Origin of the sequence: Parabacteroides sp. AF21-43 (assembly GCF_003635435.1) — a bacterium.
Taxonomy (GTDB): domain Bacteria; phylum Bacteroidota; class Bacteroidia; order Bacteroidales; family Tannerellaceae; genus Parabacteroides; species Parabacteroides distasonis.
This window is the reverse complement of sequence record NZ_QTMG01000008.1, coordinates 78663-97210: the sequence shown is the minus strand read 5'-3', so window position 1 is coordinate 97210 and position 18548 is coordinate 78663. Positions and strand designations below refer to the sequence as shown.

General features: G+C 46.3%; 12 protein-coding genes. 1 reads left to right on the top strand and 11 read right to left on the bottom strand.

The window, feature by feature from the left end; genetic code table 11:
- Positions 1 to 62 precede the first annotated feature (62 nt).
- The 9 genes from DWX84_RS08005 to folP all read right to left on the bottom strand — a co-directional run bounded on the left by DWX84_RS08005 (position 63) and on the right by folP (position 11776).
- Positions 63 to 1229, bottom strand: a complete 1167-nt coding sequence (locus tag DWX84_RS08005; RefSeq protein WP_044545430.1) for an MFS transporter — start codon at positions 1227 to 1229, stop codon at positions 63 to 65.
- A gap of 3 nt (positions 1230 to 1232) precedes the next feature.
- Positions 1233 to 2105: a carbohydrate kinase gene (locus tag DWX84_RS08000; protein ID WP_044545429.1), complete on the bottom strand. Its 873-nt coding sequence runs from the start codon at positions 2103 to 2105 to the stop codon at positions 1233 to 1235.
- Positions 2106 to 2123: 18 nt separating this feature from the next.
- Positions 2124 to 3932 (bottom strand): DUF4980 domain-containing protein, encoded by a 1809-nt coding sequence (locus DWX84_RS07995; RefSeq protein WP_048927090.1) that lies wholly within the window; start codon positions 3930 to 3932, stop codon positions 2124 to 2126.
- Positions 3933 to 4060: 128 nt separating this feature from the next.
- Complete coding sequence (locus tag DWX84_RS07990; RefSeq protein WP_048927089.1) at positions 4061 to 6724, bottom strand: substrate-binding domain-containing protein; 2664 nt, start codon at positions 6722 to 6724, stop codon at positions 4061 to 4063.
- 155 nt (positions 6725 to 6879) lie between these two features.
- Positions 6880 to 7590 (bottom strand): UMP kinase, encoded by a 711-nt coding sequence (pyrH, locus tag DWX84_RS07985; protein WP_005867363.1) that lies wholly within the window; start codon positions 7588 to 7590, stop codon positions 6880 to 6882.
- 157 nt (positions 7591 to 7747) lie between these two features.
- On the bottom strand, positions 7748 to 8950 hold the full coding sequence (locus tag DWX84_RS07980) for an acetate/propionate family kinase (protein WP_036614670.1): 1203 nt from the start codon (positions 8948 to 8950) through the stop codon (positions 7748 to 7750).
- 25 nt (positions 8951 to 8975) lie between these two features.
- Positions 8976 to 9989, bottom strand: coding sequence for a phosphate acetyltransferase (gene pta / locus DWX84_RS07975; RefSeq protein ID WP_048927088.1), 1014 nt, complete (start codon positions 9987 to 9989; stop codon positions 8976 to 8978).
- A 127-nt stretch (positions 9990 to 10116) separates the two neighbouring features.
- Complete coding sequence (gene cdaA / locus DWX84_RS07970) at positions 10117 to 10902, bottom strand: diadenylate cyclase CdaA (protein ID WP_008772898.1); 786 nt, start codon at positions 10900 to 10902, stop codon at positions 10117 to 10119.
- A gap of 34 nt (positions 10903 to 10936) precedes the next feature.
- Positions 10937 to 11776: a dihydropteroate synthase gene (folP, locus tag DWX84_RS07965; protein WP_122377475.1), complete on the bottom strand. Its 840-nt coding sequence runs from the start codon at positions 11774 to 11776 to the stop codon at positions 10937 to 10939.
- A 129-nt stretch (positions 11777 to 11905) separates the two neighbouring features.
- Between folP and murF the strand changes: the two genes are divergently transcribed.
- Complete coding sequence (murF, locus tag DWX84_RS07960) at positions 11906 to 13189, top strand: UDP-N-acetylmuramoyl-tripeptide--D-alanyl-D-alanine ligase (RefSeq protein WP_048927086.1); 1284 nt, start codon at positions 11906 to 11908, stop codon at positions 13187 to 13189.
- On the opposite strand, the gene DWX84_RS07955 is transcribed toward murF, so the two are convergent.
- On the bottom strand, positions 13184 to 15370 hold the full coding sequence (locus tag DWX84_RS07955; protein ID WP_122377481.1) for a DUF2339 domain-containing protein: 2187 nt from the start codon (positions 15368 to 15370) through the stop codon (positions 13184 to 13186). The genes murF and DWX84_RS07955 overlap by 6 nt on opposite strands.
- Positions 15371 to 15648: 278 nt before the next feature.
- Positions 15649 to 18546, bottom strand: coding sequence for a DUF6383 domain-containing protein (locus tag DWX84_RS07950; RefSeq protein ID WP_229040455.1), 2898 nt, complete (start codon positions 18544 to 18546; stop codon positions 15649 to 15651).
- Positions 18547 to 18548: the final 2 nt, after the last annotated feature.

The window sequence follows — 18548 nt, the reverse complement described above, 5'->3', positions numbered from 1 at the left end:
AACATATAATTAAAATACTCCCTAACAAAAGATTTATAGTACCGTATAAAAGCTTATCACCTTCACTGTTTACTTAACTTAGACGTAAAGAATAGTAAGTAGGCTACACCCACGCACAACACCAGCACCGCCCCTACTTGAGAAGCCAACATATCGGATGCCACGCCCATAAAGATCGGGAAGATCGTGCCGCCAAACAGTCCCATAATCATCAAACCGGACACCTCATTCTGCTTATTCGGCATAGAAAGCAGGGCTTGGGCGAAAATAATGGAGAAGACGTTCGAGTTTCCAAAGCCGATCAAGGCGATACAAGCATAGATGATCTCTTTCGAATGGAAGAACAGCAGACCGATCATCGCCAATAACATCAAGAAAACACTAAAGGCAAAGAATCCTTTCGGAGAGACTTTTCGCAAGATAAAAGCCCCGGAGAAGCATCCCGCCGTACGGAAGATGAAATACAGGCTCGTGGCGAAGCCTGCGTCGGCCAATGTCATGCCTAGACGTTCCATCAAGATCTTCGGGGCGGTCGTATTCGTCCCTACATCGATCCCCACATGGCACATGATACCGATAAAGCAAAGCAGGATAAAAGGCTTGCCCAGCAAAGCCAGACATTCGCCAAAGGTGGAGGGCCGCCCCTCCTCTTTGGTCTCATGGATAGTGGTAGCTCCCAATAGCAGGATAGCGATCACGGCGATCACCATATAGACCGGAAACAAGACACGCCAACCGAGTCCCATCGACGGTATCGCTTGGGTAGCCCCCCACATAGCGATATAAGGCGCCAAGAAGGAGGCGATCGCCTTCACGAACTGACCGAATGTCAAAGAACTAGCTAGTTTATCCCCGCTTACGATATTCGATAATAACGGGTTCAAGGAAGTCTGCATCAAAGCGTTGCCGATACCCAACAGGGAGAAGGATATCAACATGACCATATACGCGTCGTCGAAGATCGGGATCATTAGCGAAAGGAAGGTCACAATCAAGCTCAATAGCACGGTCTTTTTCCGCCCGATACGGTTCATCAACATTCCCGTCGGGACGGAGAAGATCAAGAACCAGAAGAACACGAGCGACGGGAAGATATTCGCCTCCGAATCACTCAAGCCTAAATCCGCTTTCAGGTAATTAGAGGCGATTCCCACTAAGTCCACGAATCCCATGGCGAAGAACGCCAACATCACGGGAATCAATTTCAAGGATGAAGTCTTCTCGCTCATGGCTTATAAATCTTTAGGGTAAGCAGGCCATGCGCCACTCTGCGTACAAACATAAGCGGCTACTGTTACCGCTTTCTCATGTGCCTCACGTAAAGGTTTTCCGGTTAAGATCGATGAAATAAACGCCCCGGAGAAAGAATCGCCGGCGCCTACCGTATCTACCACCTGTACCTTCGGGGTAGGAATCGTAGAGACCTCCTCCTCGGAAAAGATCGTACTATACTCCGCCCCGGCCGTAAGTACCAAATAGCGCAAACCATATTTCTTCATGAACCAGCGACACATATCCTCTATCGTGCCTTCCAGACCAAACATCGGGCGAAGCATTTCCAATTCCTCATCATTGATCTTGAATACGTTCGCCAATTCGAGCAACGATTCGATCAGCTCCTTCGAATAGAAATGCTGACGGATATTGATATCGAAAAAGCGCAAGGCATGACTAGGCATATAAGAAAGCAAGGTACGAAGCGTCTCACGAGATTCCGCGGCACGTTGCGCCAATGTTCCGAAGCATACGGCGTCCGCACGTTTCATCAGGTCGATAGACGCTTGGGTAAGAGGGATATGATCCCATGCCACACCTTCGATGATCGTATAGGAAGGGATGCCGTTCTTTAGCTCTACCATCACGCTTCCGGTCGGATATTCCACCGTACTGATATAATTACTATCGATACCGTTCTTATCCAATTCCTGAATAATCTCGGTTCCGAACACGTCGTTGCCCACGGCACTGATCGCGTAACCTTCCGCTCCTAATTGGGTAGCGTGATACACAAAATTAATCGGCGCTCCACCGGCTTTCTTCACTTCCGGGAAAACATCCCACAATAATTCACCAATGCCTACTACTACAGGTTTACTCTTTTCCATGATATATTTTGTTTTTAATTATTTGAAGGGATAAATGGTTAATGACGTAACCGTAAACGCTCCTCCCTTCGCATTGAAACTAATGCGATTATACGGCTCTTCCGGGAAGACTAGGTTGGTCATGACAAACTCTCCATTCCCGTCGAAGGCCTCTATGCTACAATTGTCTACCAACAAACGTAAGGTATATTCCTTAGCGGCGGAGATCGGGGCCGAGGTAGCCGTGGCGAATGTCTTGCTAAAATCCGTAGCCCCGCTGTTACGGCGATCCATCGTGAACGTATTATCCAGAAGATTATAATGCATCTCCACTTCCTCACCTTTCGAGTTAAACAATTGGAAACTCATGATATCGGCTCCGTTATTCTTAAACTTGATCTCGATCTCATAGGTTCCCATATGATCGGAAAGTATCGGATTGACCTCATGGGAACGGTCTACCTTGAAGGAACCTTTCTTCTGGGCTTTCCCTCTCAACTTCAACACCTCGGGAGACGGGGTGCTGCTCAAGTACGTCTGCCCGTTTTTCGTATAAAGAACCAAGTCGCGAGGAACCGAGTTCGCGCTCCGGTATTGCGAGGTCGGCACGTTATTCGCGTACTCCCAATTGCTCATCCAAGCCAAGGCGATCTTCCGGTCCTCCGGAGCGTTACTCCAAGTTACCGTAGCGTAATGATCCTTGCCGTAATCCATCCATTTGGTCAAGGTCGGAGATTCATTCACGAACTGTTTCCCATCGAACGTACCTACGAAATATTGGGTAGCGGAGCCGCCAAACGGACCGCCGGGATTGATATTACAGATCAAGACCCACTTCTTCAATTCCGTACCCTTCACCGGAAGCTCGATCAAGTCCGGGCATTCCCAAACGCCCGCATGCGCTCCTTGTCCTTCCCCGAAACTGCTCTCATACGTCCAGTCCTTCAAATTGGGAGAAGAATAGAGTTGCATCTCCTGCCCTACGGCGAGTACCATGATCCATTTATTGGATTCCTTATGCCAGAAAACTTTCGGGTCACGGAAATCACGTTGCGTAGAAGTAAGGATCGGATTCCGGTCATATTTCTTGAACGTCCGGCCGTTGTCCAAGCTATAGGCCATACTCTGCACTTGCCGGTCGCTGGCCGAGGTATAGAAAGCCACGATAGCGCCAGCGCCAAAACCGGCGGTATTATCCTTATCCACCACACAGCTACCGCTGAAGATCGTACCCAAGGCATCCGGAGCGATCGCCACCGGTTGATGCTCCCAATGAATCAAGTCCTTGCTGATCGCATGCCCCCAGTGCATATTCCCCCACATCGAGCCATACGGATTGTATTGATAGAACAAATGATACTCACCATCCTTGTATACCATGCCGTTCGGATCATTCATCCATCCCCAAGCCGGCGAGAAATGATAGGCCGGACGGAATTTCTCCCGGTTAGACGAATCAAACTGATCGGATAGCTTCATCTCTTTCCAGCAAAGAGCCGATTCCGGGGCAAGCTGGAAGTTGAAGGAGATATGCTTATCCGCATACCCCGAGAGATCTACCGGAACGAAATAATCCACCTTATTCACCGCCAAACGAACATTGAAAGTCCGTACCACGTCATTATCGACAATCATATATAACTTGGATTCCGGCGAGGACTCCTCGACCGGAAGCAACAAATACTTGGCTTGCGCATCCACACGGACAATGCTTTGTCCTTCGCCCAGATGCTTTATATCTATAGTACGTTCTGTCGCATATCCGGCCAACGGATCGACAGCACTTAATAAAACGACACCGACAGCCATACATAAACTCTTAAGAAGTCTCTTTGTTTGTTGTTTCATAAACGAACGGATTAAAGGATAATACAGTTTGATTCTCCGCCAAAATTAATAGGATTCTTCCGGATAGAAAAGCACTTATCCCCTAAAGATGGGGAGATATGACATTTGTGATAAAGATCGTACAAATGTTATTGATACTCGGTAGGCGTAACCCCGTAGACCGCCTTGAAACATTTAGAGAAGTAAGCGGGCGAGGAGAAACCGGTTCGGTAAGCGACCTCACTCACCGTATACGCGTTCTGCCTCAACAACTGGGTCGCCTTATTCAAGCGATAGGTACGCAAGAACTCGACGGGTGCGGTTCCGGTCAGCTCCTTGATCTTCCGGTGAAGGTGCCCCCGGGATAATCCCAAGGTCTCGCTTAGTTTCTCCACATTATATTCGGGGTCCGCATAAACCGCCTCGATCTGTTCCGCGAACTTACGCAAGAAGGTATCATCGATACTCTCCACCTTTTCCGGCTCGGACAGAAGGAGCTTATTATCCCGCAGCTTCTCCAACAAACGTTCCCGTAACTTCTGGCGTTCTTGCAATAGGTGGATAATCTTGATCTTCACGTAATCCGTATGGAAAGGCTTCTGTATATAATCGTCCGCCCCGCCGGTTATTCCGAAAATCCGTTGACGCTCATCGGTCAAGGCGGTCAATAAGATCACCGAGATATGGCTAAAGGGAAGTTGCGACTTGATCGTCCGGCAAAGTTCGAAACCATTCATCTCCGGCATCATCACATCGCTTACTACCAATGATATCTCCTCCTCTTCCAATACCCGCAAGGCATCTTTCCCGTTCGCGACCGTCCGGATCTTGAAATGAAGGCTAAGCTCACGTTCCAAAAAGCCGCGGACCTCATCGTCATCCTCGGTGATCAGTATCGTATAAGGATAGGTCTTGGAAAGCATCTCCTTGGTTTCCGAGTCGTCCAACCGGGAGGCTTCGTAGGCTTGATGGGATACGGGCGTTTCCATCAGGTCGCTATCCTCGAAATGCGCCTTTCCTTTCCGTAGGCAGACCGTAAAGGTAGTCCTTTGTCCCGGCTCGCTCTCCACACGGGTCTCCCCTCCGTGCATATCTATATACTCCTTTACCAAATGTAATCCGATCCCGGTTCCCATCGACCGATCCTCCGTATAGAAACGGTCAAACAGATGCGGAAGGTTAGCGGGACGGATGCCACTTCCCGTATCGATAACCCGTATAAAGACCCGGCCTCCCTCTTCCGTCAGCTCTATCCGCACGCTACCTCCCTCCGGCGTAAACTTAAAAGCGTTCGAGAGAAGATTGAAAAATACCTTCTCCAATAAGTCCGGATCGATCCATAGCGTACATTGTTTTATCGAAGAAGTGAACGTATAGGAGATCGCACGTACCGAGGCCATACTGTCAAAATAAGATTTGATCTCGCCAACGAAAGGAACCAAATCGATTTCCCGTACCGCTAGTTTCTCTTGCTTGCCTTCCACCTTCCGGAAATCCAATATTTGGTTGATCACACGCAACAAACGGTTGGCGTTCTTCTGGATCAGTCCTAGATCCGAGGCGTAAGGAGATTCCCGCAACGAGACAATCAAGCGATCCAAAGGGGCGAGAATCAAGGTCAAGGGCGTACGTACCTCGTGGGAGACATTCGTAAAGAATTGGAGTTTCTGCGCCGTCACCTCTTTCATCTCCGCGTTCAAGGAGATTAGCTTACGATTCGCCTGCCTCATCTTCCGGTTTATGTAAAAGGCGTAAATGGAAAGGGCGATAAAACCGATCATCAATAAGGAGATCACCCCTAAAGAGTTTCGCAGGAAATAAAACCGGTCGGACAAACCGTCGATGCGGGAACGCTGCGCCTCGATACGTTGCTTATATTTCTGGAGTTGGTCCGCTTGCAACAATAAGGTGCGGGCAGACTGATGATCTACCGGAGCCGTACGAAGAGGGATAAACTTATCCACCGGCTCCCCTTGAATGATACGCATAGCCGTGCGAATCACTTGCTCCCCTCCTGTCGGATAGAGGAAAGAGGCGTTGATCCGTCCATCTTCCACGGCTTCCAGACCGGCACCCGCCACAGCATCCACGCCGATAATCCGCAAATCCCGTCCTCGGATGGAATCCCATGCCATAAAGTATTCCCGGGCGGCTATGGCCATCATGTCGTTATGGGCGTAAACGAAATCTATCTGCTCGGGATGCTCTAACTTCCGAAGCTCCATCCGGGCGGTATCGACCAGCCATTGTCCTTCTATCTTACGGAAAGAAAGATCCTCCCTTTCTCGCAAGGCATCGACAAAACCTTTATGTCGCTCTTGCGCCGGGGAGGTTTGCGTGAGTCCCCATATCTCTAAGATAATAGCGTTCGGGGGAAGATAATGGGCGGCGTAATTGCCTGCCGCTAGTCCGATCTCATAATTGTTCGCCCCGACAAAAGAGGTGTATTGATCGGTATTTACCTTGCGATCTGTAATGATCGTCGGGATTCCGGCACGGTACGCTTCCTCGGCAACTGCCGTGATCGGCTCGGATTGATAGGGGGAGATGATCAAGACATCCACCTTTTGGCGGATCAAGTCTCGTATTTGTTGTATTTGTGTCTCGTTATTGTTTTGCGCGTCCTTTATAATAATTTCCACATCATCATAGTTAGAGGCTTCGATACGCATATCGTTAATCATAGCTTCCCGCCAAGCATCGTCCAACATACATTGGGAGAGGCCGATAACGTGCCTCTTCTGTTTCCCCGAGCTCGTGCAACCACACAATACGATCAAGGTTAACCATACTAGTAAAAAGGGATGCTTCATATACAAGAATAAAGGTCTAACGTATTTGCCACAGGGCTGGCACAACCTTGCCATGCCTGTGGCACGACAGTGCCATACGGATGGCATAGCTGTGCCATAACCTGTGGCACAACTATGCCATCAGCATGGCACTGCCGTGTCATCGGTTAATGGCACTAATTATGCACCAGTGTCCCGATATTCTCTCCGCTCATCACTTTCTTCAAGTTGCCGTTGGTATCCATATCGAATACGATGATCGGGAGGTTGTTCTCTTTACACATCGTGGTAGCGGTCAAGTCCATTACCTTCAGGCCCCGGGTATAGATCTCATCATACGTAATATCGGAGAACTTGGTAGCCGTAGGATCTTTCTCCGGATCAGCGGTGTAAATACCGTCCACACGGGTACCTTTCAGCATGACATCCGCCTCGATCTCGATGCCTCTCAAAGAAGATCCGGTATCCGTAGTAAAGAACGGATTACCCGTACCGCCAGACATGATTACCACGTTGCCTTGTTCCAGCAACTCGATCGCACGCCATTTATTATAGAACTCGCCGATCGGTTCCATACGGATAGCCGTCAGTACCTTCGCCTTCACGCCTTGAGCGACCAAAGCGGAGCTAAGCGCCAAGCTATTGATCACCGTTGCCAGCATACCCATCTGGTCTCCTTTTACCCGATCGAAACCTTTGGAAGCGCCGCTCAACCCGCGGAAAATATTACCGCCACCGATCACGATACCGATCTGTACACCCATCTCGGCGATCTCCTTGATCTGTGCCGCATATTCATTCAAGCGAACCTCATCGATCCCATATTGTTTACCACCCATCAGCGACTCACCGCTTAATTTTAATAAGATACGTTTGTATTGAGCCATGTTTTGTATATATTTAATATGTAATTCCGCAAAAGTAACGAATAATCCGATATTCGCATAAAAAAGATCGCCCCAACCGGTGTCGGGGCGATCTAAACACTAATCCCGTGTTTTGTAAGCTGCGAGGATTAGCTAAAATTATATGAAACGTTACTGGTTACTTTTTATCTAAGATCTCCAAGGTATCGGCAGCGATCATGAATTCCTCATCCGTAGGAACGACGATGATAGTCACCTTACTGTCCGGAGTGCTGATTACCATCTCCTCGCCACGCATGCCCTCGTTCTTCTCAACATCGATCTTCATGCCCATGTATTCCATGTTCTCGCAAACCGCACGACGGGTCGCCCATTGGTTCTCACCGACACCACCGGTCCAAACCAAGATATCGCAACCACCCATAGCGGCGGCATAAGCGCCGATATATTTCTTGATGCGGTAGTTATATACGTTCAAGGTCATGATCGCACGCGGATTTCCGGCAGCTACGGCAGCCTCGATCTCACGCATATCGGAAGAGATACCGGAAAGACCGGCAACACCACTTCTCTTATTGATCAAGTCGGAAAGGCCGGCACCATCCATGCCTTCCTTATCCATGATGAAAGACAAAGCACCCGCATCCACGTCGCCGCAACGAGTACCCATCAACAGACCCTCAACCGGAGTCAAGCCCATGGAAGTATCCACGCTCTTACCATTCTTGATGGCGGTAATAGAACCACCGTTACCTACGTGAGCCGTGATAATCTTCTGATCCTCATAAGGAACACCTAAGATCTCACAAGCACGACGGGATACATATCGATGACTGGTTCCGTGGAAGCCATAACGACGTACGCCATATTTCTTGTACATCTCGTAAGGCAAACCGTACATATACGCATAATCCGGCATGGTCTGGTGGAAAGCCGTATCAAACACCGCTACTTGAGGAATACCCGGGATCAAAGCCTCCATCGCCCGAACACCCTTCAAGTTAGCCGGGTTATGAAGCGGAGCCAGATCAGAGCACTCGATTACCTTATTGATTACATCCTGATTGATCAATACGCTAGAAGCGAACTCCTCGCCACCATGTACCAAACGATGACCAACAGCGTCGATCTCCTTATAGTCCTTGATACAACCATAAGTTGCGTCGGTCAATACGCTCAAGATAAACTCGATGCCTTGTTGATGGCCGGGAATCTCTCTCTCGATAACCACCTTCTTGCCCTCCTTATCCGTCAATTTCAGGAACGCGCCCGGCAAACCGATTTTCTCGATACCACCTTGAGCCATAACCTCACCGGAGGTCATATCGAATAACTTATATTTGATAGAACTACTACCGCAGTTCAATACTAGAATCTTCATATTATTAAGTCGTTAGGATTATCTATTATTTTGCGGATCTCAAACCGATGGATTGATTACAAGCGATCGCTACCATCTTATAAATATCGTCTACGGAACAACCGCGAGACAAGTCGTTCACCGGAGCGGCCATACCTTGAAGGATAGGACCGACAGCCTCAGCGCCACCCAAACGTTGAACCAGCTTATAAGCGATATTACCCACCTCCAAAGTCGGGAATACCAAAACATTCGCTTTACCGGCGATCTCGCTACCCGGAGCTTTCTTGCTACCTACAGCCTCAACCAAAGCCGCGTCGGCCTGCAACTCTCCGTCGATCTTCAAGTCCGGAGCCATCTCCTTAGCCAAGCGAGTAGCCTCCACTACCTTGTCTACCATCTCGTGAGAAGCGCTACCCTTCGTAGAGAAGCTCAACATAGCCACACGAGGCTCAACGCCTACGATATTACGAGCCGTAGCGGCGGTAGCGACAGCGATGCTAGCCAACTCTTCCGCGTTCGGATTCGGCATAACCGCACAATCGGCAAATACCAAAATACCATCATCCCCATATTGAGGAGTCTTCGTGAACATAAGGAACGCACCGGAAACACACTTCATGCCCGGAGCCGTCTTGATAATTTGCAAAGCAGGACGCAATACATTACCCGTCGTATTCTCAGCGCCGGCGATCTCACCGTCAGCGTCACCCGACTTAATCATCAGGCAAGCCAAGAACAAAGGATCTTCAACTAAAACCGCAGCCTTCTCGGGAGTCATACCCTTCTTTTGGCGAAGTTGGAAAAGCAAGTCTGCATACGCGGCTTTCTTCTCGTGATTTTTCGGATCGACAAGAGTTGCCTCACCGATGTGGTTCAGTCCGAAACCTGCCGCCAACTCCTTGATCTCAGCGGGGTTTCCAATTAAGATAATGTCTGCTACACCGTCGGCCAGTAATCGGTCGGCAGCTTTAAGAGTTCTTTCCTCGGTACCTTCGGGAAGAACAATACGCTGCTTGTCAGCTTTAGCGCGCGCAATAATGTCTTGCATTAAATCCATAGCGGAAGATATTTTATATTATTTAATAATTGTACTCGTAATCCGGCTACAAAATTAGGCATAATGCAATATAGAGTTTACAAAATAGGCAAAAGAATTACAGATAGAGATACCAGTTTCAGATCTTTTAACAGTAATTCGTCACTTCCCGCTCCCCGGAGAGTATTTGTTGCAGTTCTTCCGCTGTCACATTCACACTTAACTTACCTTTATGGGCCACGGAGATCTTTCCTCTCTCCTCCGAGACAATAATAACCAGCGCATCTGTCTCCAATGACATCCCCAACCCGGAACGATGGCGCAATCCCATATCCTTGGGAAGGGTAGCGTTCTGGGCGACCGGCAAGATACAACCGGCCGCCTTGATCCGGTTATCGGCTATGATCATGGCACCATCATGCAACGGGCTGTTCTTAAAGAAGATGTTCTCGATCAAGCGGGCATTTACATCGGCGTTGAACATTTCGCCCGTATGCTCATAGATCGTCAAGTCCATATCTTGCTGGATCACGATCAAGGCACCCGTCTTTTTCCGGGCCATATTCATACAAGCCAAGACAACAGGGGCGACAAACTTCCCTTCTTTCTCCGGATCGCCTCCTCGCTTGGAAAAAAGTTTCCCTAGGAATTTCCAGCCCCGATGCGAACCTAACGCCAACAGGAAACGGCGGATCTCGTCTTGGAAGAGGATTACCAAAACCACGAAACCTACGCTAATAAACTTATCCAAGATGGCCCCCATCAACCGCATCTCCAATACCTGCGAGATCAAGATCCATACGACGATGAATGATACGACTCCACTGAATATAGCCAATGTGCCTGAGCTTTTCATCAATTTATAGGTCTGGTACAGGAAGAAAGCCACCAGCAATACGTCAATCAAGTCTTTTATACCGAAATGCATCCACATAGTTAATTGAGAATTGAAAGTTGAAAATTGAAAATTATTTGTTGGTCATTTGACCTATGACGCGAATGGCTTCCACTGCTTCCCGCACGTCATGTACACGAAGGATATTAGCGCCGTTCAAGAGAGCGTACGTATTCAATACAGTCGTTCCGTTCAGGCTATCCGCAGGGGTTCCACCCAGTAATTTATAAATCATGCTTTTACGGGAGACTCCAACTAATAAAGGCAACTCAAAAATAGAGAACTCCTTTAAATGGCTCATCAATTGGTAATTCTGCTCCAACGTCTTACTAAAGCCAAAGCCGGGATCGAGGATGATATCATTCACCCCTAAAAGCCGAAGCTGGCGTACCTTCCGGGAAAAGTACAGCATGATCTCCTCCATCATATCCGGGTAATCAGTATGCCTCTGCATAGTTTGAGGGGTTCCACGCATATGCATCATAATATAAGGCACCTTCAAATCCGCTACCGTTTGGAACATATCCGCATCCAACTCACCGCCGGAGATATCGTTAATGATAGCTGCTCCATATTCCTCTACGCAACGACGCGCAATCCCCGCACGAAACGTATCTACGGACGCCGGGATATCCGGGTAATGCTTATTTAATATATGTAAGGCAAACTCCAAACGGCGCATCTCTTCCTCCGGCGTAACCTCAGCGGCATCCGGACGGGATGAATAACCACCGATATCTATCCAATCCCCTCCCTCCGATAAGATTTCCCGGATACGGTCCTCGATAGCGGTCTCGGTCTGTTTGCGGCTGCCCGCATAAAAAGAATCAGGAGTAATATTCAAGATTCCCATCACCAACGGTGTCGCTAAAGAAGTAAGTGTCCCTCTAATATTGAGCGTTTTATCTAACATGATCTTTCCTTATTTCCAGCAAAGATACAGGTTTCTCTCTTAAAATCTCCTTCTAGATTCTTCATTCTTTATTTAATTGCTACATTTGCCCCGAATTAGACAGGAATAAATATTTAACGCGATACAGTCATGAGTATTATCGACCTCTATGATTTATTTATACATAACCCTCAAATAACGACAGATAGCCGGAACTGTCCGAAGGGTTCTATCTTCTTCGCCTTAAAAGGCGATAAATTCGATGGAAATCAATATGCCGGGAAAGCCTTGGCATCCGGCTGTGTCTATGCCGTCATAGACAATCCCGATTATTATATAGGCGAACGCACGATCCTTGTTGATAACGTGCTGAAGACCTTGCAACAATTAGCGCACCATCACCGCAAGGTACTGGGGTTGCCGATCATCGGAATTACCGGAACGAATGGCAAGACCACGACCAAAGAGTTATTGGCTGCCGTACTCTCAACGAAATTCAATTTGCTATATACCGAAGGTAATTTCAATAATCATATTGGCGTTCCCTTGACCTTGCTCCGATTGACTCATGACCATGAGATGGCGGTTATCGAGATGGGCGCCAGCCATCCGGGAGACATCAAGGAATTAGTGGATATCGTCCATCCAAACTATGGCATCATCACGAACGTAGGCCGTGCCCATCTGGAAGGCTTCGGTTCTTTCGAGGGTGTGATCCGGACAAAAGGGGAGTTATATGATTATATCCGTCGCTCCAAAGGCAAGATATTTATCAAGAAAGAGAACGAGTACCTTCAGTCTATCGCCAAAGGCATCGAACAAATCACATATGGAAACGGGGATGATGCTTTTGCGTCCGGACAGGTAGTCAGTTGCGATCCTTTCTTAGTGTTCAATTGGAAGCAACAAGGAAAGTTGCATACCGTCGAAACACATATGATCGGTAGTTATAACCTAGATAATGTATTGGCCGCCGTCGCCGTAGGCCGCTTCTTCAAGATCCCGGCAGAGCGTATCAGCCGTGCTATCGCCGCTTACGAGCCTACCAATAACCGTTCTCAGTTCAAGAAAACCGATAATAACGAATTGATTATCGATGCTTACAACGCGAATCCGAGTAGCATGAAAGTAGCTCTGGACAATTTCATCACCATGCCCGTACAGCCTAAAGCCATCATCCTTGGAGATATGCGCGAGCTTGGACCAACTAGCAACGAATTACACGCGGAGGTTGTCGAACAGATCAAGAAAGGCCAGTTCGACAAGGTGTTCCTCTGCGGCGAGCATTTCTCCAAGGTAGGCAAAGAGTTCTCCCCCTTCGCTACCACAGAGGCTATGACGGAGGAGCTTCGGAGGCAGCCGTTAAAGGGCTATCATATCTTGATCAAAGGCTCTCATAGCATGGGGCTGGAGAAACTAGTGGATATCCTATAAGCTATCATCGAACAAGACAGTTTTCAACTTTTGATACAAGAAGGAGAGAACCAATAAGATAACTCCCAAGATTATAAAGACGACCACTTTCCCGATCGTAGGCAAGAGCCACAGATCTACCAACACCAACTTTAGCAATACGATCGAGAAAGTGGCCAAACTAATCATCCGGACAACCTTCAGGTGCAATCGCATTCCCACCGCCATTTGCATAAAGCCGGCAAGACTCAACGAGATAGAGAAGCCTGCGCTTAATTCATCCGGCAAGCCCAACTGATTCAACAAATTATTCGTTCCCACGGCCAGTAATATCGTAGACAGCAAACAAATATATAAGGTCATCCCATGCGTACGCTTTTCTCTTGCGTCAAATGACTTATAATAGTACCGCCCCAAGACAAAAATATGCCCCCCGATTAAAAGCAAGGAAACCCATAGCAGGAACCGGGGAATAAAGAGATCATCATACCCGACCCACAAAGACATTCCTCCGAACAGGGATAAAGATAGCCCCAAGAGTAGTCCGTATCCCCCCGCATTTCTTGACACAGGCAAATAGCTTTTCCCTAATAAAACATTCGCAGCAAATAAAACCGCCACCGTAAATGTCTCGATATAGCTAAAGGACACGATCGAAGGATCTACATATGAATAGAAATCGAAAACAAAGGCTATATATAATACGACACATCCCGTCAAGAGAGGCCCTTTCGTCGATATCCTTGTCGGACGTACCAACCAAGCGTCTACCCAATACGATAGCCCCGTAAAAATGCCGGTAGCGAACAAGCCATTTATAAATAGGGAAGAATCTCCGTACCGAGCCTCCATACATCCGTGGAAGACATCCATTCCGTAAGAGCCCAGCGTCAAGACCGGAAGTACCCAAGCGAATATCTCGTAAACCCGCAGACGGAAACGACTATAGAACCAGAGAATAATCATTACCTCTGAAGCCCAAAACAAGGTAATAAAGGTCCCTTCCAGTTGGATCGGGATCGTCACCGATACGAACGTAAGAGCGATACCCAATAACGTATGCATCAAGAAAGTGAAAGGTTCCCCTTTCCGTTTGATCCAAAAGAAAAGAGCGAAGTTAATAGCCGCAACAAAAAGGGTTACCAGACCTTTGCAATTCCGCTCAAGCTCCATATTCTGCAGGAGACAAAGGGCAAAGAACAGGAATACAAAATTGTTCAATCCGATCACTCCTAATAAATATTGATTGATCCCCCGGATATTGATTCGTACGATGGAAGCGACCGATAATAAGAAGATCAAATAGAAGGCAATAGAGAAAATAAGTAAATGTGTTAATTGGACACTTCCCATCAAATCCAGATCCGCAGCATACGTATAACCCGCAAAGACGATCCAAGTCAAGGCAAAACAAATTACAGGCAATTCCCCCCACTTCTTATAGATAGATAGCCCGAACATTCCTAGGTCCAAGATCATGACATAGGTAAACAGCACCCAATAACTTCCATCTCCGCTACCCACTAAGAATGGAGCGATAAATCCACCCACCAAAGCGATAATCGCCAGTTCCCTACGATTATAGAGTATAGATAAAGACGACATAAATCCGGTAAACAGCACAAGCAGAATAAAAGCGACCGTTTGGCTAAACAGCCCGTAATAATGATAGGCGATCGCCACCGTTACATAGAAGATCGCAAAAGCGCCTCCCGCCAACAAAGAGCTAAAAGTACGATAGGAATCCTTCAAACGCCAAGCCACGAATAGAAGTAATCCACCCATCCCAAAGCCAAGGATCGTACGCAAGGTCTCGTTTATCCATTCCTTATCTATCGCATACTTCACGAAAAGACCCATACCCAAGACGAGTATCAGGATACCGATTTTACCGAATAAGTTCTCACCGATATATTTCTCATAATTGACAGGCTTCCGTTCCTTCCGGGGTTGAAGATTTCTCGCTGGTTCGACAATCGCCCTTACCGGTTCAGGTTGTACGAAAACTTCCGGCTCTTTCAAGATCTCAGGCTCCGGTTCCTTTATCTCGTCCACAACTTCCGGACTATTCTCCAAACGTTTACGCAAGGCAGCGATCTCTTTCAACAATTCCTCCGTTTTCTCTTGTGATTTGGATATCTTATTACGCAAGTTTATCCAAATCATGATCAGTAATAGAAGTATCAGTAAGGTATATTCCATAAACTCTAAAATTATAAGCTTGCCGCAATATACGCATTTATTTATGTAAAAGCTTTCCGAACCATAAAAAAGTCCCGACGATACGAATATCGCCGGGAGCAATTTTTTATCCGGTTTCCTTCCTCACGGAAATACTATCGGAAGAACTTTTTTACTTTAGTATTAACCACACGTTCCCCCATCACGGGATACTTTGTTGCGTGGAAATTATTTAATTAAATATATTTAGATAGAGACGGGACGTGCCCGCCTCTACTGTATCATTTCGAATAAAATAATTATTTAACAACCACCTTAACAGCAGCCTCACCCTCTACAGCTACAGCTACGATACCTGCCGGTACAGCGATTGTAGCGTTATCAGATGAAAGAACTGTCTCAGCAACCACCTTACCTAAGATGTTAGAGATAACAACAGACTTGCCAGCGGCACCTTGGATTGTTACAGTACCATCGTTAGCGATAACAGAGATAGCAGAAGCTCCTTCTTCAACGTTATCGTTGGATGTCGGGTGTAATGTCGTAGCCTCAGCAACGAACTCATGAGCCTCGTCACGATTATCCGTCCAAACTAATACGTTGTTGATAACTTTCAAATAAGAAGTTACATCTTCACGATCAGTCTTAGTTGCATCATCTTCGTTTGCAATCTCCTTTGTTGTCTTATTCTCGATCTTCAATGTATTATTTGCAGTTGTAACAAATGCCATTGCAGCCGGATTTACAGACATAGTCTTCAAGGTATCAACAGCAGTTGCTTTTTCACGAACAATAGCTAAAGAATCCTCACCATAAACGATAGCTTTAACAAAAGCTGCTTTCACCAAACCTTCTGTAGCATTCCAATAAGCGCTACCTTCATTTGTCTTAGATGTATATTTATCATCATCACCCTTAACCGCAGAATAAACAGAATCTTGAGGATTTACCAAGAAATATCTGTAACCATCAGCGATAGCAGCAGAGTCTAACCCATTACCTGTTGTGATGTAATAAGTAGGTCTAGTTACATCTTTTACACAAGCAGTATCAATCCACAAACCAAACAAGCTGTCGATATATTCTTCTTGACCTGCCAACTTAACCTCCGCAAACAAAGACTTAGGATTCATGGAAAGAGCTTTACCATCAGCCTCGGCAGATTTAACCAACATGTGAGAAGGAGCATTCAATGTAGCGTAGTCCGGAGATGGCTCTACTACCAAGTCAAAATAGTTGTTATTTACAGCTGAAGCTGCAGCAGAGATCAACTTACCAGTATTAACATCCAATACCACAATCTTATCACCTGTAGACAATAAATAACCATTGCCCTTAGCTGTTTTGAATGTGAACTCAGAACCAGCAACTGCAGGAGTAGCTGTATTATCTTCTTTTGCCAACTTAAATTCATTATCCTTAGCTACAACATACTCTTTTGTATATTGCTTGTAAAGTTTATAAGTAGCCGTAGCTAAAGTATCACCTAAAGCGATAGCACCTACACCAGCTTTGTGTTCATCAGCATTGCTAGTCCAGACCTTACCCGTTTTATCTTTAATTACTTCAACCTTGAATTTAGCAGCGTCTTCGGCTGTAGTTTTCTTAACCTTCAATACGCCGTCAACGATTGTATACAAATCATCAACACCCTCCGTACCGGAGATCAAGTTCAATGTATAAGCGAAGTTATCAACAGCTACCTTGTCCAAATACTTCGTAGCCATATAGTTGTATTCCTTGCCACCGGCTTTGATATCTTTCTGATATTCGAAATAGAATTCAGTACCAGCCGCTAAACTTGCAGAAGCAGCGCTATTTACAGCATCCACTCTGTAAGCGTCTTTACCTGTTACCTTATAGATCTGAGCGGCAGCAGTTGTAAGACCTTGGTTGAAGTTACGTTCAACGAATTGGTATTTACCACCCTTAGCAACTACATAGAACTGACCAGCAGGGTTATATGCATTAGGAGCATCCTTCTTCAATTCCAATCCACTAGCCGTAGCATAAACATACTTAAACTCATCACCAGATTTAACCTTGATGAAGTAAACACCATCACCAGTAGGCAATGTAGCCGGAGTGCCCTTACCTAATTTTACGGAAGGAGCGACACCTTGCTCGATTGTAGAAGGAGTACCAGAAAGTTTAGAGACTGTCAATACCTTTGAATTGGTTACCTGAGCATATACTACTTGAACATCAGCAGCAGTACCTGTAAGCGCAGCTTCAAATTTCTTAGTAGTTGTATTATAAACAGGTGCATTCTTTACATAAACAGCGACTTTATCGTTTGATAAGTCTTGAATAAATTTGAACTTTTGAAAATCACCATTCAATACTGTATGATAACCATTATCCAACCAAGTTGAGTCTTTTGCGAATTTATAGCCAAATACATCCTTTTGCCCAGCGATCGTGTACTTAGTTGTATCCAAACCGAAGTAAGCATCCTTTTCACCGATCTTATCAGCGCCAACTTCCTGCAACTGTACATAATCAGCATCAGCACCAGTCAACTGAGTAGCTACTAATTCTTTGCCCTCAAAGATGTTCTCTTGATAAGCCTCTCCAAAGTTCAAAGAGAATACAGTGAAACCATCGCCTAAGTCAGAGGCAGCCAAAGTACGAGCCTTCAAAGCCGAATTTACTTCCGAAGTGAATGCTGTAGCGGCACTAGCAATGCCCAAGGATAACTTACCTCCAGACACAACCAATCCTAAAGATCCGTTCGCAGAATAATAAGCAGAAATCTTGCCGTCAGTAGTTACAGACCACTTGTCAACACCTGCCGCTAAATTAGGTTTAGCATCTTTTTTTGCAGCGAAAGACAATACAGCACCAGTCTTTTTGTTAGTGAAGCTGTAAAGCTTGTTTCCTGTAGCATCAACTCCAGCTTCAGTAACCTTCCACATAGCAGAGTCAATAGAAGCTTTAGGAGCAGTTGCCAAATTGCTAAATGTTTTTACCACTACAGAGTCCGATTTAGCTCCATAAACAGCTAAATAATCAGAAGAACTGGACTTCAACATGGTGTAACCGTCTGTTTTGGTGATTTGGGCTGAAGCAACAGCCGAAATCATTGCAAGTCCAGCTACAAGAGTAGAAAACTTTTTGTTCATAATTCTAAAATTAATATTAATACTAGTGTTAATTAAAAGCTCTTCAATATTTTGCCCCTTCAAATTGGGCATAA